19 protein-coding genes are annotated in these 23,684 nt (G+C 45.2%); 8 read left to right on the top strand and 11 right to left on the bottom strand.

Annotated features, from left to right (window positions below; genetic code table 11):
- Positions 1-9 precede the first annotated feature (9 nt).
- The 8 genes from CPG39_RS00610 to CPG39_RS00575 all read right to left on the bottom strand — a co-directional run bounded on the left by CPG39_RS00610 (position 10) and on the right by CPG39_RS00575 (position 7,997).
- Positions 10-303, bottom strand: coding sequence for a GIY-YIG nuclease family protein (locus CPG39_RS00610; RefSeq protein ID WP_096291573.1), 294 nt, complete (start codon positions 301-303; stop codon positions 10-12).
- Positions 304-439: 136 nt separating this feature from the next.
- A complete protein-coding gene (locus CPG39_RS00605) occupies positions 440-1,585 on the bottom strand; it encodes a restriction endonuclease subunit S (protein ID WP_096291572.1) in 1,146 nt (381 codons plus the stop codon).
- On the bottom strand, positions 1,582-3,108 hold the full coding sequence (locus CPG39_RS00600) for a type I restriction-modification system subunit M (protein WP_096291571.1): 1,527 nt from the start codon (positions 3,106-3,108) through the stop codon (positions 1,582-1,584). Before CPG39_RS00600 ends, CPG39_RS00605 begins: the two co-directional genes overlap by 4 nt.
- A 213-nt stretch (positions 3,109-3,321) precedes the next feature.
- The gene (locus tag CPG39_RS00595) at positions 3,322-3,603 is read right to left on the bottom strand and encodes a hypothetical protein (protein ID WP_096291570.1); all 282 of its coding nucleotides are present in this window, start codon (positions 3,601-3,603) and stop codon (positions 3,322-3,324) included.
- A 94-nt stretch (positions 3,604-3,697) separates the two neighbouring features.
- Complete coding sequence (gene dapF / locus CPG39_RS00590; protein WP_172424060.1) at positions 3,698-4,525, bottom strand: diaminopimelate epimerase; 828 nt, start codon at positions 4,523-4,525, stop codon at positions 3,698-3,700.
- A gap of 28 nt (positions 4,526-4,553) precedes the next feature.
- Positions 4,554-5,024: a GNAT family N-acetyltransferase gene (locus tag CPG39_RS00585; protein ID WP_013647291.1), complete on the bottom strand. Its 471-nt coding sequence runs from the start codon at positions 5,022-5,024 to the stop codon at positions 4,554-4,556.
- Between the two features lie 19 nt (positions 5,025-5,043).
- The gene (locus tag CPG39_RS00580) at positions 5,044-6,129 is read right to left on the bottom strand and encodes a D-alanine--D-alanine ligase family protein (protein ID WP_096291567.1); all 1,086 of its coding nucleotides are present in this window, start codon (positions 6,127-6,129) and stop codon (positions 5,044-5,046) included.
- Between the two features lie 353 nt (positions 6,130-6,482).
- Positions 6,483-7,997 (bottom strand): helicase HerA-like domain-containing protein, encoded by a 1,515-nt coding sequence (locus CPG39_RS00575; protein ID WP_096291566.1) that lies wholly within the window; start codon positions 7,995-7,997, stop codon positions 6,483-6,485.
- A gap of 185 nt (positions 7,998-8,182) precedes the next feature.
- Here CPG39_RS00575 and glk point away from each other — a divergent pair, with 185 nt between their 5' ends.
- The 3 genes from glk (at position 8,183) to CPG39_RS00560 (ending at position 12,240) form a co-directional block, all read left to right on the top strand.
- On the top strand, positions 8,183-9,181 hold the full coding sequence (gene glk / locus CPG39_RS00570; RefSeq protein ID WP_096291565.1) for a glucokinase: 999 nt from the start codon (positions 8,183-8,185) through the stop codon (positions 9,179-9,181).
- A gap of 82 nt (positions 9,182-9,263) precedes the next feature.
- Positions 9,264-11,816 (top strand): alpha-glucan family phosphorylase, encoded by a 2,553-nt coding sequence (glgP, locus tag CPG39_RS00565; RefSeq protein WP_096291564.1) that lies wholly within the window; start codon positions 9,264-9,266, stop codon positions 11,814-11,816.
- A gap of 46 nt (positions 11,817-11,862) precedes the next feature.
- Entirely contained in the window at positions 11,863-12,240 is a 378-nt protein-coding gene (locus tag CPG39_RS00560; RefSeq protein WP_096291563.1) for a VOC family protein, read from the top strand.
- Between the two features lie 236 nt (positions 12,241-12,476).
- On the opposite strand, the gene CPG39_RS00555 is transcribed toward CPG39_RS00560, so the two are convergent.
- Together CPG39_RS00555 and CPG39_RS00550 are read right to left on the bottom strand one after the other, a co-directional pair.
- On the bottom strand, positions 12,477-13,004 hold the full coding sequence (locus tag CPG39_RS00555) for an FxDxF family PEP-CTERM protein (RefSeq protein ID WP_096291562.1): 528 nt from the start codon (positions 13,002-13,004) through the stop codon (positions 12,477-12,479).
- 614 nt (positions 13,005-13,618) lie between these two features.
- Positions 13,619-14,479: an HDOD domain-containing protein gene (locus CPG39_RS00550; protein WP_096291561.1), complete on the bottom strand. Its 861-nt coding sequence runs from the start codon at positions 14,477-14,479 to the stop codon at positions 13,619-13,621.
- 281 nt (positions 14,480-14,760) lie between these two features.
- On the opposite strand from CPG39_RS00550, the gene CPG39_RS00545 reads away from it, so the two are divergent.
- The 5 genes from CPG39_RS00545 to CPG39_RS00520 all read left to right on the top strand — a co-directional run bounded on the left by CPG39_RS00545 (position 14,761) and on the right by CPG39_RS00520 (position 21,592).
- Complete coding sequence (locus CPG39_RS00545) at positions 14,761-15,999, top strand: glutamate-5-semialdehyde dehydrogenase (RefSeq protein ID WP_419866154.1); 1,239 nt, start codon at positions 14,761-14,763, stop codon at positions 15,997-15,999.
- Between the two features lie 21 nt (positions 16,000-16,020).
- Positions 16,021-17,778 (top strand): dihydrolipoyl dehydrogenase, encoded by a 1,758-nt coding sequence (gene lpdA, locus CPG39_RS00540; protein ID WP_096291559.1) that lies wholly within the window; start codon positions 16,021-16,023, stop codon positions 17,776-17,778.
- 577 nt (positions 17,779-18,355) lie between these two features.
- Complete coding sequence (locus tag CPG39_RS00530) at positions 18,356-19,066, top strand: ATP-dependent zinc protease (RefSeq protein ID WP_231990341.1); 711 nt, start codon at positions 18,356-18,358, stop codon at positions 19,064-19,066.
- A complete protein-coding gene (locus CPG39_RS00525; protein WP_013647279.1) occupies positions 19,066-20,616 on the top strand; it encodes an inactive transglutaminase family protein in 1,551 nt (516 codons plus the stop codon). The genes CPG39_RS00530 and CPG39_RS00525 overlap by 1 nt, the downstream gene beginning before the upstream one ends.
- Complete coding sequence (locus CPG39_RS00520) at positions 20,597-21,592, top strand: alpha-L-glutamate ligase-like protein (protein ID WP_096291556.1); 996 nt, start codon at positions 20,597-20,599, stop codon at positions 21,590-21,592. The genes CPG39_RS00525 and CPG39_RS00520 overlap by 20 nt, the downstream gene beginning before the upstream one ends.
- A 44-nt stretch (positions 21,593-21,636) precedes the next feature.
- Here the strand turns inward: CPG39_RS00520 and CPG39_RS00515 are convergent, their stop codons facing one another.
- Entirely contained in the window at positions 21,637-23,301 is a 1,665-nt protein-coding gene (locus CPG39_RS00515; protein WP_096291555.1) for a diguanylate cyclase, read from the bottom strand.
- Positions 23,302-23,684: the final 383 nt, after the last annotated feature.

The raw sequence follows: 23,684 nt of genomic DNA, 5'->3' as shown, positions 1-23,684 counted from the left end.
CACTGCCTTTTACAAAATACCAGGATATAAATCCTGCCAGTCAGGATTCACCGCTTCAATTCTGCTGACTTTCCAGGCACGTTTCCAATTCTTCATCGCTTTCTCCCGGCTAATCGCGGAATCCATCATTGCATGCAACTCATACCAGACCAGCTGATGCACCTGATATTTCTTGGTAAAACCCTCCACCAAATCATGCTTGTGCTCCCAAACCCGCCGGATCAGATTCGACGTCACACCAATGTATAGCGTACCATTCCGTTTGCTGGCCAACATATAAACCGCCGGTTGTTTCTCAGTCATGTTTTAACAGTCATTCCACTTCAAACCGGCATGATCGCCATAACTATCACAGCCTTCACCCAATAGCCCGTCATACCGGCAAAGGCCGGTATCCACACTATCCAGTTTATACAAATTTATTTTTAATGGTCGCCATCTATGCAATTTGGCTTAATTCGCCACAAAAAGCACGCTGAGTTAAACTAGCAAAAAGAGTTTGTATTTCGTTTATATTGCTAGCCAGTTTTTCTTTTGTGCTCTTAGCATGATGAACTATGTGACTAAATTTCTTCTGCTGCTCAATAGCTGGCAAAGGAATCACTAAACCTCTAAGAATTTCCAAATTAATATTCTTTTGTGCTGATTCAGGCGCAGCATCTTCGATAATCTTCTGTAAAAACCCAAGCCAAGCTTGTACATATTCGACTGTCACCAATTCATTAGGAGTGAAACCGACAATGCTGTCAGGAAAGCAAGCATCAAACTCCAATATTCCCGTATTTGCAATATTTGCAGCAATCGTAATACACAGAGTACCGGCAGGCCATTTCTTACTTTGTCTCAATCCAACATCAGAATAAGTTGATTTATATTCTGTAATATATCCGCCAGAATTTGCGACATCACCAGTTTGTATGAGTGGATGATCTCCGTCCAATAAGACTGGATCATTTCTTGGTCTATGCTTTGATTTACCTCTATCAAGTTGACCAACCGAACCAAAATTTACCAAACCCCATCCCTTAGGATTCGTCACCGGATCACCAAATAGCTCCAAAAAAATGGAGCGGAGGAATTGGTCGGTGAGGGCGATGGCTTGCTGGCGTTTGCGGCGTATGGCATCGGCCTTGTCCAGTATTGCTACGATGCGCTTTTGTTCCTCCAATGGCAGAACTGGAATTTCCCATTCTTCAATATGAGTCCGGCTAATTTGTTTAAATGTTGATCCCGTTCCCTTTGATTCAAGTTGCTCTTTATTAGACTGAATAAAGTGCCAAAGATAGCTCTTATCTAGCTTTTCAGGATCAGGCCGTAATCCAGCAACACCTCTTCCAAGGCAATATTCTTTATCACTCCAATTTAAATCACCAATAGTTGCACGAATACACAAGATAAGATCATTAAGTTTAGATACACGAATTGGCTTAACTGTATGTTTCTTTGGTTCTGGGAAATATTCGCCAAAATCGCCAGCTCCAGCAATCAAAGCATAACCTTCGCCACTTTCATTGTATGAACTACCTACGGGAGCCTGCCCCATAATGATTTCGCAAACTTTAACCAAAGGGGTCTGAGAAATCACAACATCCTCCTCAACGCTTTCAAATCCTCCAAAATCTCCGCTTCTAACGCTTCCAGCTTGTCCAAAATGACCTGCGGCGATTCATATTCGATTTGCTGGTATTCAATTTCCCGGTAACGGTTGATCGACAGGTCGTATTTGTTGGCGGCGATGTCGGCTTTATCCACCACAAAGGCTTGTTGCTTTTTATCCGCAAAACCCTGCCGGGTCGCTTGCCATTGTCCGTATCCGGCGATAATGTCCGGGATGTTGTTTCGGGCATGAAGTGCTGGATTCCCGCCTGCGCGGGAATGACGGATGAGTTCTTGTTGTTCCGGCGTCAATAGCGGTTCACGCTTATCGTCCAGGCTGAACCCATCGGCCTGCATATCGTAAAAGAAAACCTTATCGGTGCCGCCGGAGTCGGTGCGTGTAAAAATCAGGATCGCAGTCGACACGCCTGCATAGGGTTTGAATACGCCGGAGGGCATGGAGATAACGGCGTTGAGTTTGTGTTCTTCCACTAGTGTCCGGCGCAGTTGCTGGTGCGCGTTGCTGGAGCCGAACAGCACGCCGTCCGGCACGATGCAGGCGCAGCGCCCGCCAGGCTTAAGCTGTTTCAGGAACAAACTGATGAACAGCAGTTCGGTCTTTTTGGTTTTGCACACTTGCAGCAGATCCTTGGCGGTGCCGTCGAAATCGAGCGAACCTTTGAATGGCGGATTGGCGAGGATTATCGTATAGGCGTTGCGATGCAGCGCGTGGTCTTCGCTGAGACTGTCGCGGTTGTCGATCGACGGATTGTCGATGCCGTGCAGCGTCATATTCATCGCGCCGATGCGCAACATCGATGAATCGAAATCGGCGCCGTGGAACATATGGTGATGGAAATGTTTCTTCAGTGTTTCATCCAGCAGCATGGTTTTGTGGTGCTGCTCCAGATATTCCGCTGCTGCAACCAGATAACCGCAAGTGCCGCACGCCGGATCGCCGATGATGTCCTTCGGCGTGGGCGCGGTGAGTTCGACCATCAGTTTGATGATATGCCGCGGCGTGCGGAACTGGCCATTCTGCCCGGCGGTGGCGATCTTGGACAACATGTATTCGTACAGATCGCCCTTGGTATCGCGGTCGTGCATCGGGATGGCGTCGAGCATGTTGGTGACTTTATCCAGTAGCGCGGGTGTCGGGATGATGAACACTGCATCCTTCATGAAACGTGTGTACGCACTCCCGGCGCGGCCATTGAGCGATTTGATGAACGGAAACACTTGATCTTTGAACACGGCGAATTTGCGCTCGGGGTCGAAATCCTTGAAGTACGACCAGCGCAGATCGGTTTGCTGCGGTTCAAAAATGGGGTTGTGTATCGGCTCGCCGAGAAGGCTGGCCTGCTTTTCCTTGGCGGCATGCAATTCATCCAGACGCTTGGCAAATAACAGATAGGTAATTTGCTCGATCACCGACAAAGGATTGGATACGCCGCCCGACCAGAACGTGTTCCAGATTTGATCGACTTGATTTTTGATGGCACCGGTAATCATGACAACCCAAAAGCCTGCTTATATGTTTAAAAAAACAGCAGCGTACACTAACTGGGAGGAGAAAGAAAAGAATTCAGGGCAGCGTTTGCGGCATCCCGTAGGGCAAACTCCAGGAATTTTCAACAATGATTAGGCGCGATTAAAACTCGTCAATCAAGGGATGAAATGGCATGTAATACCGCAGCTGGTGCGGAGCAAGTGTTGCAAAAAAACTCAATCGATCATTTTTGGCTTTGATTTCGCTTCCATTTTTTTCTTCCATTCAATCGTGCCATAGGTGCCCAAATACGCCCCGAGGAAAGCGGCTGCGATATAAATCTTGTTCTCGACATAATTGGTGACGGTGAATGCGGTAACCAGAATGATCATCGCCGACCAGAACGCGGCAGCATGGGCCCTTCTTTCATCCACATCGATAAAATACAGCGTCCAGCAAACATCCGCCACGGCCATTGCAGCCATGATGAGAAAGAAAGTAACGAATGAGAATTCCATATTCCTGCCTTATGAAAAAACTTTCCGGCTTTAACAATGCCGCAATAATAAAAACCGTACCGATCTTTCAACTCCAAAAGGATGAGCAAACGATCTACATCCCCTGCCAGGCATAATTGCGCTGCCAGAAATCGACCGGTTCGACGGATCTGGCAAAGTTTGCGTGGGCAAACCCGATCACTTTTCCTTGATAGCGCGTCGGACCGCTGATCGACAACCCCCCACCATCGTTTCTGATGCTTAGGCTACCACCCAGAGAATGCGTCAGAATGGGCAAATCGATTCCAAACACCTTAGCGGCAACATACGCACTTGCCGCACTGCCGGTTCCGCAGCTTTGCGTAACATCCTCCACGCCAACCTCAAAGGTACGCAGAGTAATGCTATCCGTAGTGCGCCAAATGAAATTGACATTTACACCTTCCGGGTGGCCGACCAACTCGCACAGTGATTTATCGTTGCGCAACGATTGCCCCTGCGCTCTTGCGGCTTCCAAGCTGATCTCGGAACCGATGACCACGACATGCGGCACGCCGGTATACACATAATGGCAATTCTGATCGATTTGCCGGTAATCCCGTGCGGCGCCCAAATTGACCTCCACGCAGTCGTTATCGACGAACACTTCCTTCAGACCATCACCGGTAATGATGTTGAATACATTACTGCGCACATAAGTATCGCGGAAATAACGCGTTGCACAACGCAGCCCGTTGCCGCACATGGTTTCTTCGGTGCCATCGCGATCAAAAATTTTCATCGTGGGCATTCCCTGCTGTTGATCCACATAAAGAATCCCATCGGTATCATGTTGTGTTGCCAAGGCATGGGAGATCCGAGCGCGATCGAATCCGGGTACAGGGTTCTTCATCTCATCAACCAACAGAAATGAGTTGCCACAACCATCCATTTTTGTTGCCATAATCCTCATTGCTTTGTCCTTTTCAACGTTAAGCGGTTGTAAAATTGATTTGTTTCAGACTGGATCCCATCCTTCGGGTTAGATGCACTTGAGCCACACCTGAGATAAATTCATCCTGCACGATGCCGGTGAGGAAAAATCCGTTTTTAAGATAAAAACGCAGGCTTTCGCTGGCATCGGCATCGGTAATGACATTGAGTATTCTTCCCCCTTGCTGCGCGACTTCGGCAAAAATGCCATCCAGTAAGCGCGAACCATAGCCTTTGCCCCGATGGTTCTCATCCACTGCGATCGTCAGCAAATGATAGGTATCAACTGTTCTTTTTGCGATCACATACCCAATCGGGCGACCGTCATTCACGGCACACAGTCCGAAACAGCGGCCATGCACAATGTCTTCCAGCTCGGCATGAACTTCGGTTTGATATAAGGAGCTGAAATCTTGCAATGCAATTTTCACAAGATCAGGAAACAGGTCTTTAGAAATGGGAACAATCATGATTTCATTTATAGATGAGTTATTTTCCGAGCAGGGTATACATCCGCCCTTGATGAGTAAGAAAACCAGCTTTCGCCACCTTGTTAATAGTTGAATCCGCGATGTCCTCGAGCCATTGGGTTTTGTCATGGAATCTTTCGGGATAGCGCAATGCCAGCCGCTTCACCGCTTTATCGACGATAAGTGCGACCATATCCTGGTGCACGATGCCAACGTGCCGGCACATGTTAGTGAGATCCGCGTCTGTTGGATGGATGCCGGGTATGACATTAGCCTCCAGGAAGTACAACTGGCCCTCACGCACGCGAAAATCCATGCGATTATAATCACGTGCCTCAAGCGCTTCATGCGCCGCTATCGCCATCTTGGCAAAATTTCTGGCTTGATCTGTCCACGCCATATGAGAAATATATGGATTTTCAATACTTTTTACATGCGGATCGCGCAGCTGGGGATGCCCGGGAATATGGGCAAAATTAATTTCCAGTATCGGTAATACATAATTTCCAATCAAACCGATCGTGTATTCGGTTCCAGGCAGAAATTCTTCCACCAACGCAGCTTGCTCACACTGAGAATAAACCGCTGCAATGGCGGCATTAAGCTCTGCTTCATCATGCACTTTGCTTTTCTGGCTGATACCGATACTGGTTCCCTCGCTGTAGGGTTTAACCATTAAGGGAAAAGCCAGATTCTTGAGTTGATCGCCCGGCACCATGAGTTGAAATTTCGCTGTTGGCACTCCTTCATAGGCAACAATTCTTTTTGCCGTTGCCTTATCCATTTTGTTGATAAAAGTCTTGGGGCTGCTGCCGGTATACGGAATGCCCAAATGCTCACAAAAGAAGGGAACAATGGCTTCGCGCAACTCTTTCTCCTCCAGGCCCTCTGCGTTATTGAATACCAGATCGATTTGGTGCCTGCGCTTTTCGAGCTGATGGTAAATATCCTTGCCCACATCAATCACTTCAACATCCGCACCCACACGCTCAAGCGCTGTTGCTACTGCTGCAATGGTTGCCGGGCTTTCAAATTCACCGTAGCGCTCATCTTCCATGCCTGGATGGCGGATATTGCAGGTATAAGCGATATTGAGTTTTTGCATGGCCGGTTTGTTTTATAGAGACTCTGGAAATTTAATCAATCGATGCAACAAGAAATTTAAATTAAGCAAAACCATGCCCATTAACGCCAACCCAATGGTTCGGTTTACACAATGCTGAGTAAATTTTATGGATGAATAGGCACAATCAGAGAACCTTCCGATAGCGCCGATTCAGCAATGAATCAGTTGAATCAATGGGTAAGGTGAGCCTGCATGTATGCGGTCTTTGGATTTGAATCCGGCAAAGAATGATATGTACGTTGCAGATATTGATTTAATCAAAATTGCAAGAAGTTGAACAATCCGATGGAGATGGCGCGTAATAATCCGGTATGTTTTTAAGTGCTGGCCTGCTAACGCCGCCTACCCAATAACGATCCGAGCAGACCACGAGTAATTTCACGAGCAATTGACGATCCTATCGAACGCGCTGCGCTTTTTGCCATCGCATCAATAACCCCCTCGCGCTGCCCCCCTCGTCTTCCCGAAGGTTTTGAGAATAAATCACCTAGATCTTTCAGAATCCCTTCTTCCGAAGGTTTCTTCAGGCTCTCATCGTCAGGAGCCTGCGAAGCACTAGCCAACATGTTTTTACCCGTCCGCGCCTGTAATAATTCAAAGGCACTCTCACGGTCAATTTCCTGCTCATACACACCCGTTACAATAGAAGATTGCAGCAACTGCTGCCGCTCTTCGAGTGTAATAGGCCCAATCTGGCTAACCGGAGGAAGGATATACGCACGTTCGGTAATACCTGGAGAGCCGTCGCGCTCAAGAAAAGAAATCAGTGCTTCACCCACGGAAAGCTCAATGATAGCCTGCTTGATATTCAGCTCCGGATTGGGGCGCATAGTTTCAGCAACAGAATTCACAGCTTTTTGATCACGCGGCGTAAATGCGCGTAACGCATGCTGAATCCGGTTACCCAACTGGGCTAATACCTTCTGCGGAATATCAAATGGATTTTGCGTTACAAAGTAAACCCCGACACCTTTGGAACGTATCAACCTGACAACCTGTTCGATTTTTTCCAGCAAGGCAGGGGATGCTGTGCTAAACAGCAAATGCGCTTCATCGAAAAAGAATACCAGTTTAGGTTTATCACGATCCCCGATTTCCGGCAAATTCTCGTATAACTCGGATAGCATCCATAGCAAAAAGGTACTATACAATCGCGGGAAGTTTAATAGCTTATCAGCAGCCAGAATATTAATGACACCTTTGCCATCGATAGTTTGCAGCAAATCCTCAATATTCAACATGGGTTCACCGAAAAATTGGTCCCCGCCTTGTTCTTCTATCTGTAACAAACCACGCTGGATGGCACCAATCGATGCCGAGGAAACGCTGCCATATTGAGTTTTAAATCTATCAGCATTATCACCGACAAATTGCAGCAATGCCCGCAAGTCTTTGAGATCGAGCAGTAATAATCCATAATCATCCGCCACCTTGAAAACCAGCGTTATCACACCTTCCTGTGTTTCATTGAGATTCAGCAGACGAGCCAGCAACAACGGCCCCATGTCGGAAATGGTTGCACGCAGCGGATGCCCGTTTTCTTGTAACACATCCCACAAGGTAACTGGAAACCCTTTCCATTCAGGAATATGCATCTGCATCATACTCAGACGGTTTTTTATTTTATCTGTCAGCGAACCGGGTTTGCTAATGCCTGTTAAATCGCCTTTGACATCGGCCATAAATACCGGCACACCGATACCCGAAAAACTTTCTGCCAGTTTCTGCAAGGTCACCGTCTTGCCCGTCCCCGTCGCACCCGTGATACAACCGTGCCGAGTGGACATTTCAGGCAAAAGTTCTAACTCGGCACTGCCGATTTTGGCAATAATCAACGGTTCAGTCATTTTGAATTATGCAATACCAGAATTAATCATTGAATAGCCCATTGTATGTCAATTAACGCGAGAGGCAATGAAAACATGTAGATCAATGTATACTACCCGTTCAAGGTATACTGCTCGTTGGTTTTGTTAAAGTCGTTTATCAGTCTCACAATAATATTTCTGATTAATTTCCAAATAAACAACACTTGAATAAGCAATTCGTCTGTGGAGATATCGGCGGCACCAAAACCATTCTGCAATCAGCAGAAATAAGTAATGGTAAGGTGCGAGCATTATTCACACACCGTTATGACAATCACAATTTTGCAACTTTCTCCGAAATTTTCCAAGATTTTCTGAACCGAACCCGAGGTACCGATCGCCCCCTTGCGGCATGCTTTGCGGTCGCAGGCCCCGTTGTTACGCAACAGGCAAAACTAACCAACTTACCTTGGCAAATCAACAGTAGCACCCTCTCTACCGAATTTTCAATTCCTGCTGTCAAACTGATTAACGATTTTGAAGCAGCTGCTTTAGGTATTGAAAGCTTGTCGCCTGACGATGTGGCAATACTGCAGGCTGGAAAATCGCTGACACACTCAATGCGCGTGGTACTCGGTGCAGGTACCGGCATGGGTGTCGCCTGGCTCACTTGGTTTGAAGACCGTTATTTTGCAGTGCCTACCGAGGCGGGTCATATGGATTTTGCTCCAACCAGCACGCTACAAATTCAGTTACTGGAAACACTCCACAACAAATTCGGCCATGTGTCCGTAGAGCGATTGCTTTCAGGATCCGGATTAACCAATATTTTCAAATTCCTGCAAATGAACTCTACAACAGCCTCAAACCTTGCACCTATCCACCTGGAAGAGGATAGCGGCGCCACAATTACGACACTTGCACTTACCCACCAACATCCAATCGCGATAAAATCCATCAATATATTTGCCGATATCTATGGCGCCTATGCGGGCAATCTGGCTTTGACAGGACTCACGCGAGGCGGCGTATATATTGCTGGCGGCATCGCGCCCAGGATTCTCAATATTCTAAAGCTTGGCGGCTTTATGCGGGCGTTCCATGCCAAAGGAAGATTTTCTGAATTAATGCGCGAATTCCCTGTGTATATAATTACTAATCCTGAAGTCAGCTTGCTCGGTGCAAAACAGGAGGCACATCATTTACTTAATAGTCAAAGTTGAAAATTTGACTATTTCAGGTTTAATCCTGATTACCTTACTCTTCGAATCAATACCAAGATAATTCTTATTAAGGAGAATACGAATGTTTACGCGTACCGCTTTCACTATTACCGTCAATCCTAAAATACCGAATCGTCTTAAACGATTGGAGGAATTGGCCAACAATCTTTGGTACAGCTGGGATCGTGCTACACGCGCCATGTTTTCCCGCCTTGACCCCCATTTATGGGAAGCGGTCGGGCATAATCCCAAAGCATTTTTAAAACGCGTGGATGAATCGGTACTGATAAAAGCCACGAAAGATCGTGTTTTTCTTGCCACTTATAACAGCATCCTATCCACATACGATTCCTACCACGACGCTTCTGCCGTCCCGATTAACGAAGAGCTGAATGCACAAGATCAGATCGCCTATTTCTGTTTTGAATTTGGCTTTCACGAAAGCTTGCCCATTTATTCAGGCGGTCTGGGCATCCTGGCAGGTGACCATTGTAAGGCGGCCAGTGATTTGCACCTTCCCTTTGTGGCAATTGGTTTACTTTATCGCCAGGGATATTTTTCTCAAACCATCGATAGCCTAGGTAATCAACAAGTTGCTTATACCATTTCGGACTTTGATGATTTGCCTGTTACGCCGGTGCTACGCGAGGATGGCTCAAGTTTGCAAATTATAGTTCCCCTCCCGCAGCGTGATATCACTATAAAAGTATGGCAGGCAAAAATCGGCCATGTCACATTGTTTTTGCTGGATGCCGATTTACTGGAAAATTCTCCACAAGACCGTTACATCACCCACAACCTCTATGGCGGCGACAAAGTCATGCGCATAGAACAAGAAATTATTCTGGGTATGGGCGGAGTACGGGCCTTGCAGGCCCTCGGCATTAAGCCCACCATATGGCATATCAATGAAGGTCACGCTGCCTTTATGATTCTGGAGCGCATTCACGCTTTAGTACAGCAAGGACTCAATTTTGCAAGTGCCTTGGAAAGTGTAGCGGTCAATACGGTTTTCACAACACATACTGCAGTTCCTGCAGGACATGATCATTTCGATACGAATCTCATGCAAACCTATTTTGACAGCTTTTATCGTAACCTGAATATTACACGCGAAGAATTCTTGGCACTCGGACATGCGCCAGGGAGCCCAGATTTTAACATGACCGCGCTGGCAATCCATGGCTCACGTACCCATAATGGTGTCAGCAAAATACACGGCAATGTTTCCGCGAATATTTGCCGGGGTTTATGGCCACAAATCGAACCGGAAGAAAACCCGATCTCCTATATCACCAATGGCGTTCATGTTCCCACTTTCCTGGCGCAGGAATGGTCCGATTTGTTTGATCGATACTTGGGTCATGAATGGCGTAACAAAATGTGCGATATCGATTATTGGTCAAGCATTGATGCGATACCGGATCATTTGTTCTGGAGTGTACGGCAATCATTAAAATCACAAATGTTTTATGGCATTCGTTCTCGCATCAGTGAACAGAATAGCAGGAACCGCGGCTCTGAAGCACATCTCGACCGGCTGCTAAAATTTGTTGATCCCATCAATCCGAACATTCTTACATTGGGCTTCGCACGTCGTTTCGCTACTTATAAACGCGCTGCATTGTTATTTGATAATCTCGATTGGTTACGAAATATCATTTTCGATCAGGACCGCCCCGTATTGCTTCTTTTTGCCGGAAAAGCCCATCCTGCTGATGTTCCAGGACAGGATTTGATCCGGCGCATCAGTCAAATTGCAAGCCTTCCTGAATTTGAAGGGCGACTTTTATTAATCGAAGGGTATGATTTACGGCTTGCCCGACGCTTAGTTGCAGGCGTCGATGTCTGGCTTAATAATCCGATCTACCCTCTGGAAGCAAGTGGCACTTCTGGCATGAAAGCCGGTATCAATGGCGCAATCAATCTAAGCGTACTGGATGGCTGGTGGGGAGAAGGCTACGACGGTAAAAATGGCTGGGCGATCAAACCCGGTCCGGAGGATATGGAAGGAACGTTGCGCGATCAAGAAGAAGGCCGTGCACTGTATGAAATTTTGCAGGATCAGGTCATTCCATTGTATTACGATTATGGCAAACTTGGCTATTCGCCCAATTGGGTAAAAATGGCCAAGCATTCAATGATATCCCTACTACCGCGTTACAATGCCACCCGCATGGTCGATGAATATGTGACAAAATTCTATCGCTCTGCCAGTAGGAAAGGTATGTTATATGCAGCGAACGACTTTGCCGCGGCAAAGGATGTAGCCGCATGGAAAACAAAAATAAAGCATGCATGGCAAGGGGTTACATTACGCCGATTGGACACGCCCTGTGAACGAATTCATTTTAATGAAGCATTGGATTTCAAGGTGGCCGCAAATCTGAACGGCCTATCCCCGGAAGACGTCGTCATTGAGCTGTTGATATGCCGACAGTTTAAAACCACCAAGCTATGTAATTTCAAGCACTTCAAATTTGAATTCACCGGCACTCAGGATTCGCACGAGCATTCGTTCGAACTTAAACTGATTCCGGAATTATGCGGCAAGCAGGAATATTTCATCCGTATTTATCCTTATCATTCATTACTCTCCCATCCTTTGGAAATGGGTCTGATGGTATGGTTGTAAAATGGGTTAAACGCCGGAGCTTTAATTTACTTGAGGAGAAATGAAGATGAATAATCCTGTTGGCTGGTTTGAAATTTATGTGCAGGATATGGATCGGGCCAGATATTTTTATGAATCAGTATTCCAAATAAAGCTGGAACGTTTAAACGCTCCTGCAGAAATGGAAATTGAGTTATGGAGTTTTCCAATGAAAAGTGACCAGGCAGGCGCATCCGGAGCGTTGGTCAAAATGGAAAATGGCCCGGGAGGGGGTAACGGCGTGCTCGTCTATTTTACATGCACGGATTGTGCTGTTGAAGCCAATCGCGCAACCGCTATGGATGGGTACCTTGTACGCGAAAAGATGTCCATTGGACAATACGGCTTTATTGCTCTGCTTCGTGACACTGAAGGCAATATGATCGGCTTGCATTCTATGCAGTAGCTTCATTCATAAAAAGAAAAACTCCACTTCATAAATGAGGGCGAAGTCAACAAGAGTTTGCTACCTATTACGAGCGCCTCCACGATTATGTTCTAGTGCTTTGGCAATTGCATTGATATCAGCTGATCGCATGAGACCAATGTTGCTTTATTACTCTCCAAATCAATAAAAAACCACAGAAGAATCTCCCCTGTGGCTTAAGATCACTACTCAGAATTTTATTATTATTATCTGTTCTAAATTGGTCGGCGACGCATAGAAAAACCAATCATCCCTAACCCAACCAATAACATTGCATAGGTTTCCGGTTCCGGAACTGGAGAGATGTAAGAATCCACTGTGTAAGACCCTCCCTTTAGGCCCAGTACAGTACCTGTAATTTCATAATAATAATTACCGGGTCCCAGATTGCCAAAATCCATTCCCACCGATGAAGAATCAAATGCAAATGAACCTAAAGAGATGTCATTAGTGTAGTCGCCATCAACACTGGTTTCTTTCCATAACTGCAAAGAGGAGCCATTAACATTAAATTTTCCGAAATCATTGGTAACCGCGATAGACACTAGGCCATTCCAATTAGCTAAGTTAAATGTAAACACATGATCAAACGATCCGGCACCAGCTCCTAGCAATACACTCGCATGCTCGACAGGATCATCGTGAACACCCCAATTGCCCATAACAGTCGGCGCTGCGTGAGTAACACCACTGACCATCAGAATTGCAGCTGTTAATAATTTCAGTCTAAAACTGTTTCTCATTTGAATCTCCGATAGAGTAAATAAAGAAAAATATTAAAAAACCAACCGCCTTGGACTTACTTAGGTTTTAATTCAATACAGGTGGCATTCTAGGTTCATTATTTGATTGTATCTATAGGAAATTCCTACTCATTTCTTACTATGCCTGCACAACCCCGCATAGTACATTCGTACCGCTCCCACAAGACTATATAAATGTAATCAGTAAGATATACAATTCCTTCCTAACTGATGGTTGATATCTAAAAACAGCGGATAATCTTTTTGAATACGAAATCCACTGTTCGACAACCTTCACTTTGTATAGAGTATATTTTGATGGCAGGTTATACCGTAATAGTAAAGATTACTATTGATGGTCAGGATGTTCCGTTGTTTTAATGAGGTGGCAAATGACCAATCGTCGCCAGTGGAAATTAACCGTAGATTTTATTTATTCTGATCGACCTAGAGGTACCGATATTGGCAATAGCTGCTGCAATCACCGTACGTTATCAGATTTCATCCGTATCAATTGATACGAAGACATCCATTCTTCATGCGTGATGATAATTTCCTGAGCATCCCTGATCAAAGCAGTTTAAGCAATAGATTTTATATTCATCGGGACCAGATCATGCACATAAAGCCTCCGTCAATAATCGCACTTCATCTTCCGAATCCTTTAATATTTCGCCCAGTGTTGTATCATCGATCAACAAATTAATGTTAACGGGGACATCGCTATATCTCTGATCAGAGGGCAAAGTAAAAGGAGATTTGACCGGAGCCAGTTGATTGGCAATTAACAGTGTATCGCCGAGCGAGCTGGGTGGAAATGTTAAGTACCCTTGCCATAGATAAATAATATTTTCCAATACCAGATCCGGAACTGAAAGTGCTTTTAAGACGGCAGTACCGATGATAATTTCACAATTGAGTTCACCATCGTCCTCCAATTCTTCGTCATTGCTCCATGAACTCGCCATGCTTTCATCAATTAATCCTGGATAATACTTCTCCCGAGCCAATAGGTAAAACCAGCTAATTTCATGAATCATTCCGGCGAACAGGGCTGTTTCAGGATCTTGCTGGGTGATTCGGCGTGCGATAACTTGGGCCAGAGCAGCCACATAAGCGGAATGTTTCCACAGCTGGGCAACCTGCTCGCTTTTAGCCAGCGGCCCTACCAGCTGCTGTACCACCACAGCTGTTGCCAAATTTCGCACCGTTCGCATACCGATTAATGTAACTGCTGAGCGTACGTCGGTAATTTTCCTGCCTGAGCGATTAAATACAGGGGAATTGGCTATTGCAACCACTTTTGTCGATAGCAGCGGCTCAGCTTGGATCAATCGTGCCATAGAATCCATACTACAATCGGGATCTTCCAATTTTTCCTTGACCTTGATCGCCGCCGTAGCAGATGTCGGAAAAATCAATCGCCCTTGTTCTACTTCGGCTGCCAATACACCTAATATTGCACTTTTTTCCATAAATACCTCTATCCACTGTACCAGGCGACATATGAGTTGTTTTGTCCAGCTCTCAGACTACGCTACGATGTTAAAAAATAAATTAACAAAAAAAGCAACTAATCGAAGCCATTTCTCGTACATTTTGCCTGTGAGGATTGAATAATAAATAGTTTTGCAACCGATTACATCTGTGGCGGCTTATAATAGAAGCCTTATCTTGTACTATAATTTCAAGTTATTTGCAGATTCATATTTTGATTAAAATTTAATCCATGGACACCACAGACATCAAAAGTTATATGTATTTCATCGGCCATGAGGCACGAACAGCTTCTCGCTTGATTGCGAAGGCCGATACTGCAACTAAAAATCAAGCATTAATCGCCATGGCCAATGCCCTCCGACGTGATGAATCATTACTATTAACGGCCAATGCCAAAGATCTGGAAAATGCGCGCGCGAAAGGCCTTGAAGCCTCAATGATCGACCGCCTGGCTTTGTCGGCCAAGGGCGTGGCCACAATGGCGGAGGGTTTAATGCAGATAGCTGCGTTGGCTGATCCGGTAGGAGAGATCAGTGGATTGAATTACCGTCCATCGGGTATTCAGGTGGGGAAAATGCGCGTGCCTCTGGGAGTAATCGGCATTATTTATGAAGCACGCCCGAACGTGACGGCTGACGCTGCAGGCTTGTGCTTAAAAGCGGGTAATGCGGCAATTCTGCGTGGCGGCTCGGAAGCCATTAATAGTAATCAGGCAATTGCTGCGTGTGTAAAAGAAGGATTGCGCCTTGCCGGATTGCCGGAAACAGCAGTACAAGTGATTGAAACCATCGATCGCGCAGTTGTTGGCGAACTGATCACCATGGAAAATTTTGTTGATGTGATTGTGCCTCGTGGCGGCAAAGGCCTGATCGAACGCATTACAAAAGAAGCGCGCGTCCCGGTGATTAAACATCTGGATGGTGTTTGTCACGTGTATATAGACGATGAAGCGGACTTTGACAAAGCGGTGCGCATAGCGGATAACGCAAAAACCCAACGTTACGGCACTTGCAACACGATGGAAACGCTACTGATCCACGCAGAGATTGCACCGAGAATATTGCCCGTGCTGACCAAAATTTATATCGATAAAGGTGTTGAACTACGCGGCGATGAAACAGCATGCGACATTATTCCACAAATGAAAACAGCGACTGAGCAGGATTGGTATGAGGAATATCTGGCACCGATACTGAGCATACGCATTGTGGCGGGATTGGATCAAGCGATTGATCACATTACACAGTATGGCTCGCAGCATACCGATGCGATTGTTACCGAAAACTATACGCGGGCACGCCGCTTTCTGCGTGAAGTCGATTCCAGCTCGGTGATGGTCAACACTACCCCGCGTTTCGCGGACGGATTTGAATACGGCCTGGGTGCGGAGATTGGCATTTCCACCGACAAAATTCATGCACGCGGCCCGGTCGGCCTGGAAGGATTGACCTGTCAGAAATTTATAGTGTTGGGTGACGGCCAGATAAGGCAGTAAATTCATCAATAAAAGGTTGTTATGACGCGAATTGTTGAAATAAAAATTCCTGATATCGGTGACTTTAAGGATGTTCCGGTTATTGAAGTGCTCGTTGCACCTGGTGCATCCGTTGAGAAGGAGACTTCTCTCATTACGCTGGAAACGGATAAGGCTTCAATGGAAGTACCTTCACCCCACGCCGGGGTGATTAAGGAAATCAAAGTCCAAGTTGGCGACAAAGTATCCGAAGGTTCAGTTATCCTCACCTTGACGGCAACCGAGCAATCCGAAGACGCAGAGAATCAAAAAAAAGAAACCGGAATCAACCGGGAAATGCCGATTACGACCCCGGCTTCTGCAACATCATCAACCCAATCCAGATCACCAAGCGATATCCACGCTGAAGTAGTGGTGCTTGGTGCTGGTCCTGGAGGGTATACAGCCGCTTTCCGTGCCGCTGATTTAGGAAAAAAAGTGGTTTTGATCGAACGTCATACCACCCTCGGCGGGGTATGTTTAAATGTTGGCTGTATTCCATCCAAAGCTCTGCTACATACCGCTAAAATCATTACTGAAGCGGAAGAAGCGCAAGCACAGGGGATCGTATTTGGTAAGCCTCAAGTCGATATTAACAAGCTGCGTACCTGGAAGGAGTCGGTGATTAACAAGCTGACCAAAGGCCTGAAAGCACTGGCTAAGCAACGCAAGGTGACAATCATTCACGGCATCGGAAAATTTGCCACACCGCATCTAATACAAGTTGAAACCAGTGAAGGTGTAAAAACGGTATCATTTGACAACTGCATTATTGCGGCAGGTTCCAGCGTGACCCGTATTCCCGGTTTTCCTTATGATGACCCACGTCTGATGGATTCCACCGATGCTCTTCAACTGAGCGATATACCTCAACGCATGCTGATTATCGGTGGCGGCATTATCGGCCTGGAAATGGCGACAGTCTATGACGCGTTGGGAAGCAGAATCAGTGTAGTGGAATGGATGAATCAATTGATTCCTGGCGCTGATACCGATCTGGTGAAGCCATTGTACCGCCGCATCAAGAAACGCTACGAAGCGATTTACCTTGAAACCAAAGTGACCCGGATTGAAACCGGGGGAACCGGATTGACTGTAACTTTTGAGGGTAAGCATGCTCCGGAACCTCAAACTTATGATCGCATTCTAATGGCGGTCGGACGCCGCCCCAACGGGCGGGAGATCGATGCTGAGAAAATTGGCATCAAAATCAATGCACGCGGTTTCATTACCGTGGATCAACACATGCGCACCAATCTTCCGCATATCCTGGCAATCGGGGATATTGCCAGTGAACCGATGCTAGCTCATAAAGCGACCTATGAAGGCAAACTGGCAGCCGAGATAATTGCTGGAGATAAGGCTATCTTTGATGCTCGCACCATTCCTTCAGTGGCGTATACTGATCCTGAGATTGCGTGGATGGGGCTGACCGAGAAGGAAGCCATTCAACTGGGCATTGATTACGAGAAAACCAGTTTCCCTTGGGCCGCAAGTGGCAGAGCAATCTCGACGGCACGTGAAGAAGGATTGACACAATTGCTCTTGGATAAAAATACACGCCGCATCCTCGGCGCCGGCATTACAGGCATCAATGCCGGTGAGCTGATTGCTGAAACCGTACTGGCATTGGAAATGAGTGCTGACATGCAAGATATCAGTTTGACAATCCACCCGCATCCCACGCTCTCAGAAACAGTTTTATTTGCTGCTGAAATGGCAGAAGGAACCATCACTGATCTTTTTGTACCTAAGAAATGACTCTATCAATAAACCAACGGGTTATTTTGTCAACAGGGCATTCTTCATCACTATTTTAATTTCTATAATGACCGCTAAAAAAAATTATCTCCTTTCATTTATCACCCTGCTTATTATATGCAGCGGTACAAAAAATTCGTTTGCGACGCATATTTCAAAACCTATCTTGATCGACCCTAAAACCCACTATACTGTTGGCAACCCCGTGGCTCTACACGGATGGGTAGAATACAATGCACAGCCTGCGCCCGATGTCTTACTTAATTTTAAATTGATCCGTTCTGATGGGTCGCCAGTAGTGGATCAATCCTATCCCAGCAATCATAAAGGTCATTTTAAATTCAAATTTAATACTAAAAACGAACCCCCAGGTACTTATCAATTCACCGTCACATCACATTGTCTGGAAATCCATCGATACGCTTGTACTTATAAAAATCAAACACTATCCATTCAGTTAAGCAATCCCTGACACTATTTGATAGTGCAAAGCTATAAATGAATAATTAAGAATAAGAAAGTTATGAGAATTGCTCATCGGTCTTACGCAAAAACTTGTTGTCGTTATTTACTGTTAATGCTTGCAGTATTCGTTTTATTAGCCTGCAACACACGTGAGAATCAGCTGACAGAACGTGAAGCTATGATTAGTGCTAGAGAATCAGAGCTAGTTACTCTGTTTGCCGAGATGACCGAACAAAAAAAATTGTTAGAAAAAAATGATTCCAAAGATCTTCCCGATACAATGAAGAACTCAACGGAAAAAACGTGTGCTTGCGATTCAAACCTTGATGTAGCACCCGTAAAAGAGCCACCGGAGATCGTCGAGACTAAAACTAAAACATTATTGGGCGGTATAGAGAATGCTTTTCTTGATCCCCCCGGTATGGAATTTAGTGCGAGAATCGACACCGGCGCCCAAACTTCATCGTTGAACGCGCTTGATATTATCGAGTTTGAAAGAGATGGGAAACCTTTTGTTAAATTCAGTTTAATTCATCCATTAACTGGAGATAAACTGGAACTGACCCGGCGGCTACGGCGGTACGTACGTATTAAAGGGCGCGGTGGTAGGGAGTCCCATCGCCGTCCGGTGGTCAGAATTCGTGTAATGCTTGCCGATATCGATGAGCAGATCAATTTCACGCTGGAAGATCGTAGCCGCTTCAAACATCAAGTACTGATCGGGCGCAATTTACTGCAGGATCTGGCTATCGTCGATGTCAGCAAGAAAAACGTTGCGACTCCCAAAATAGAAAATTCGGATACAGCGAGCGAGATCAAATAATGCATGCAAGACTAAGACTCTATATTCTGGTTATCCTGATCATGGGATTTGGAATTGGTCTGATTTTATACAAACACTTTGCTTTAGGATTTCCCTTGTTACCGGATGACAAGAAATCAGTCTGGACTATTGAAGCCCGGATAAATTTTGTCGCGCGAGGCGACCCTGTGGTTGTATCTTTTGCATTGCCTCCGCAGACCCCGGATATTGTTTTTATGAAAGAAGATTTCGCTTCCCCTGATTACGGTTTTAGTGAAGTCATTTCACCTACTGGACGCCGTGCCGAATGGAGCAAAAGAACCGCAAACGGCGCGCAAACAGCTTATTACCGACTCAGCCTGTATGAAACCGAGCAAATTGTAGCTGCCCAAATAACAGACGATCTTCCACTAGAACCTGAAAAACCTGAATTTGATGAAGTGATCAAAACAGCGGCAATCACCCTGTTGGAACAAGTGCATGGCAAATCTGCCAATACTGAAATTTTCACTCGTGAATTGATTACTACATTAAACTCCAAAACGCCCAGCCAGAATCAAAGCCTGCTATTAAATGAGAAATCCACTGAAGACTATAAGACGCATTTGATTATCAATCTCTTGGCAATGGAAGGTATCAGCGCACGCATCGTTCGAGGGTTATATCTGGAAGATGGCCGACGCAGGCAATCGCTGATCAACTTTGTGGAAGTTTATATTGGGGGGCAATGGCTCTTATTTAATCAGAATTCCGGAGTTCATGGAAAGCCGGAAAATTTTCTGATCTGGCAACGTGGTGATCAATCTTTGCTTGATGTAGTGGGTGGCAAGAATTCACAAATATCTTTCGCAATTATTAAGAATGTTCACTCAACCCGCAATCTGGTGGTTAGGGACGGCATGAACAAGCAAGCCGGCTTGGTGGATTTCTCCATCTACAGTCTGCCCATTGAACAGCAAAATGCGTTCAAAATGATTTTATTATTACCCATTGGCGCTTTAATCGTCGTTATCATGCGCTTACTGATAGGTATAAGAACTTCCGGCACCTTTATGCCCATCCTGATCGCATTAGCATTGATACAGACAACCTTGCTGACTGGAATCATCATTTTTCTGACAGTTGTTGGAATTGGATTACTGATAAGATCTTATTTATCGCGCCTAAATCTTCTGTTTGTTGCGCGCATTTCAGCTGTAATCATTGTAGTGATCGCAATCATCGCCAGTATCAGCATTATCAGCAACAAACTCGGACTTGATCAGGCTATGACAGTCACTTTCTTCCCGATGATCATTTTGTCATGGACCATTGAACGTATGTCGGTGTTATGGGAGGAAGATGGTCCCCGGGAAGTATTTATCCAGGGAAGCGGAAGCTTGTTGACAGCGGTGATTGCCTATTTATTTATGACCAACCGGACCGTTGAATATCTGTCTTTTAACTTTCCCGAATTGATGCTGGTTAATTTGGCTCTCATCCTGGTTCTGGGACAATATACCGGTTATCGTTTATCCGAATTGTATCGTTTTCATTCATTGGAAAGACGCAATGTTTCTGGCAAGCGCTAGAAAACTCAGAAGCTTGGGCATTATCGGGATGAATCAAAGAAACTTCGGTTTGATCTCCCGCTATAATCCCCGCCATTTATATCCACTCGTTGACGATAAGCTTAAGACCAAGCTGTTAGCGCAAAAATCCGGCATTACAGTGCCAAAACTACTCGGTACCGTTCAATATCAGCATGATGTCAAACTACTGAAAGAATTACTACGCCCACATGATCAGTTTGTTATAAAACCCGTTAAAGGAAGTGGCGGCAAAGGTATTTTGGTCATTACCGAACACGATCATAATCTCTATTTTAAACCCAGTGGTGATTCGATTCAGTTAGTGGATATTGAAAGACATGTATCAAATATTCTGAGCGGCTTACATAGCCTGGGTGGCAAGCCCGATACCGTCATGATTGAATCATTGATACAGTTGGATCCGGTTTTCTCCGACTATAGTTACGAGGGTATTCCGGATATTCGTATTATTGTATTTCGGGGTTACCCCATCATGGCAATGCTACGGCTGACAACACATGTCTCGGATGGCAAAGCCAATTTGCATCAGGGTGCCGTGGGTGTCGGGATCGATATAGGTTCAGGCAAAGCGCTGCATGCCGTGCAATATGGTGATACCATTTCGTATCACCCCGATACCCGCAAGACATTTTCAGAATTAACTGTTCCTCATTGGGATAAACTATTGCAGCTTGCCGCTGCTTGTTATGAAATGACCGGCTTGGGATATTTGGGTGCTGATCTGGTATTGGACAGGGATCAAGGCCCCATGATTATCGAACTCAATGCGCGTCCCGGTTTGGCGATCCAGGTGGCCAATTTCGCTGGTTTAGCACCACGTGTAGCCATAATCGAGGCGCTTAGAACCATTGATCCCAATCCACAATTACGCGCTGCTTTCAGCAAAACTCACTTCGCCGTTGATGCAGATGTTCACCCTCCTCGTCACCTACGCACACGCAGCGATGACCTTTGACTTCAGGAGCTCATGCAAAATTAGACTTAGCACCAATACACATTTTAATCATTTTTATTGACAATGACTTTGTTCCGCCCTCTTTGTTTTGCTTGATAAAGCGCAGCATCGGCTGCTTCGCTCAAGCTTGCAGCGTCGGGAAAATGCGCAAGATCCGCTATCCCGCAACTAAAATTTACCGAAAATTCTTCATCATGACTTAAATGCAATAGCCGTGAAAAAACATTCCGTATCTCGTCAATCACTTTTGCCGCCGAAGTTGCATCAGTATCATTCATAATAATTGCAAACTCTTCGCCGCCGTAACGCCCGACAATATCCGTTTCTCGCAAGCGTTGCTTCAACAATCGCGCCAAGCTTTTGATTACCCGATCTCCCGCTGCATGGCCATAAGTGTCATTGATTTTCTTAAAGAAATCAATATCCACCATCGCAAACGATAATGAAGTTTTCAGTCGACTGGAACGTATTACTTCACGTGCCAATTCTTCCTTAATAGCGGTATGGTTCAATAAGCCGGTCAATCCGTCATGGATCATTAGAGACCTTAAAAACCGCGATCGAGTTACGCGAGTTGTTACGGCTGAAATTAAATAGGCAGGATCGATGGGCTTAACCAAAAAGTCATCCCCACTTAAACTCATAGCTTCCGGTTGCGTATTGAAATCGTTCTCAGAAGAAAGATAGACGATAGGCGTGCTCAGAAAACCATCGATCTGCCGGATAATTCTTGCCAATTCCAACCCATTGCATCCTGGCATATACAAATCCATCAAAATAATATCTGGATTAAAATCATTCAGCTTTTCCAATAACTGCATTGGCTCGGATACCGTTTTTACATGCATTTCAGCTTGCTCCAATATAGCCGCATGGTAAGCAAGCAGCGTTGGGCTATCATCCACAATTAATACGCGAAACGGTTCCTGAATTTGCGATGCGGTGATCAAATCCAGTTGATCAATTAATTCATTGGAGTTAATGGGTTTTGTGAAATATGCGACACTGCCGGCGCGTACTGCGCCTAGCCGGTACGCCATATCATCATGAGCTGAAATAAATATCACTCGAACGGGTTGAGTGCGCCCTTTCTGAATTTGCTCCATGATTTGAATCCCGCCCATTTCATTCTCGGGAAACTCAATATCCATCAGGATAATCGCATGAGGGCTTTGTTCAACAGCGGCACGGAACTTATCGAGATGATTATAAACTTCTACTTCATAACCATAATAACGTAACTGCAAAGCAAGTTCTTGCGCTGCCTCGACATCATCTTCCACCACAAAAATCAGATTAGATGCAGGAATTTCCGGAACAAGCACATGTTCATCCGCAACCTTTGAAATAACTTCGATGGTTAATATGGATTCTTTTTCAGTCGCAATTTTTTTCAATTCAAGAATCTGCTGCAAAATTCGTGAGGCTTGCAAAGCATCGGCTGGTATATCTTTCTGCATCAAGCTCTTGAGAACTTGCTCCAATGCCCTCGCTTCTATACTCAACTCGGGATAGCCAAAAGTTTTGCCATTGCTGACTAAATTATGCACAGAACGATGCAGCTCTTGAAGCACTTTGATATCCCATTCGATTTGTAATTTATCCCAGAGGACTTCAATTTCATCCATTCTATCCGGAAGCTCGTGTGCAAATAATGCTAATAACAAGCGCATTCTTTCCCGGAATTCTCTGTGTTCTGTTGTGTTCATAGTTTTCTCTACCTAATGATATGAAATTTCAGCTATCAATTACTGCGGATCGAATTTCCCAATCGTGTCTGTTATTGTCAAAACAAAGTCACCTAGATTCACGCCCCCATTTACTTAATTTACCTTAAGCAAGAAAATTTAAACTTCAAATCTAACATATAAAAATCAATTACTAAATTAAATTAGCTCCAAACTTTCTCATCATCATATACAAGATTACAAATTCAATAAATAAAAGTATAAAGTAATCGTTGTTATTAAAAGACAAAATCACTACATTTGAGAGCCGAGACCTTAATCATGCTTGGTTGCAAATACCATCCATGCGGTTATGCTTGTAACAATTCAGATATATCTTTTGATAAAGAACAAAGGGTTGTGTG

Origin of the sequence: Nitrosomonas ureae, assembly GCF_900206265.1 — a bacterium.
GTDB classification, from domain to species: Bacteria; Pseudomonadota; Gammaproteobacteria; order Burkholderiales; family Nitrosomonadaceae; genus Nitrosomonas; species Nitrosomonas ureae_C.
The sequence above is the reverse complement of the archived record's forward strand: the minus strand, read 5'-3'. Positions and strand labels throughout refer to the sequence as shown.

Excerpts from the sequence above, each read along its gene's own strand:
- CPG39_RS00610 (WP_096291573.1), bottom strand. The coding sequence starts at position 303 with ATGACTGAGAAACAACCGGCGGTTTATATGTTGGCCAGCAAACGGAAT.
- CPG39_RS00580 (WP_096291567.1), bottom strand. The coding sequence starts at position 6,129 with ATGCAAAAACTCAATATCGCTTATACCTGCAATATCCGCCATCCAGGC.
- CPG39_RS00600 (WP_096291571.1), bottom strand. The coding sequence starts at position 3,108 with ATGATTACCGGTGCCATCAAAAATCAAGTCGATCAAATCTGGAACACG.
- CPG39_RS00575 (WP_096291566.1), bottom strand. The coding sequence starts at position 7,997 with ATGACTGAACCGTTGATTATTGCCAAAATCGGCAGTGCCGAGTTAGAA.
- CPG39_RS00555 (WP_096291562.1), bottom strand. The coding sequence starts at position 13,004 with ATGAGAAACAGTTTTAGACTGAAATTATTAACAGCTGCAATTCTGATG.
- CPG39_RS00595 (WP_096291570.1), bottom strand. The coding sequence starts at position 3,603 with ATGGAATTCTCATTCGTTACTTTCTTTCTCATCATGGCTGCAATGGCC.
- glgP (WP_096291564.1), top strand. The coding sequence starts at position 9,264 with ATGTTTACGCGTACCGCTTTCACTATTACCGTCAATCCTAAAATACCG.
- CPG39_RS00525 (WP_013647279.1), top strand. The coding sequence starts at position 19,066 with ATGCATGCAAGACTAAGACTCTATATTCTGGTTATCCTGATCATGGGA.
- CPG39_RS00515 (WP_096291555.1), bottom strand. The coding sequence starts at position 23,301 with ATGAACACAACAGAACACAGAGAATTCCGGGAAAGAATGCGCTTGTTA.
- dapF (WP_172424060.1), bottom strand. The coding sequence starts at position 4,525 with ATGGCAACAAAAATGGATGGTTGTGGCAACTCATTTCTGTTGGTTGAT.
- lpdA (WP_096291559.1), top strand. The coding sequence starts at position 16,021 with ATGACGCGAATTGTTGAAATAAAAATTCCTGATATCGGTGACTTTAAG.
- CPG39_RS00585 (WP_013647291.1), bottom strand. The coding sequence starts at position 5,024 with ATGATTGTTCCCATTTCTAAAGACCTGTTTCCTGATCTTGTGAAAATT.
- CPG39_RS00545 (WP_419866154.1), top strand. The coding sequence starts at position 14,761 with ATGTATTTCATCGGCCATGAGGCACGAACAGCTTCTCGCTTGATTGCG.
- CPG39_RS00550 (WP_096291561.1), bottom strand. The coding sequence starts at position 14,479 with ATGGAAAAAAGTGCAATATTAGGTGTATTGGCAGCCGAAGTAGAACAA.
- CPG39_RS00520 (WP_096291556.1), top strand. The coding sequence starts at position 20,597 with ATGTTTCTGGCAAGCGCTAGAAAACTCAGAAGCTTGGGCATTATCGGG.
- CPG39_RS00560 (WP_096291563.1), top strand. The coding sequence starts at position 11,863 with ATGAATAATCCTGTTGGCTGGTTTGAAATTTATGTGCAGGATATGGAT.
- CPG39_RS00530 (WP_231990341.1), top strand. The coding sequence starts at position 18,356 with ATGCTTGCAGTATTCGTTTTATTAGCCTGCAACACACGTGAGAATCAG.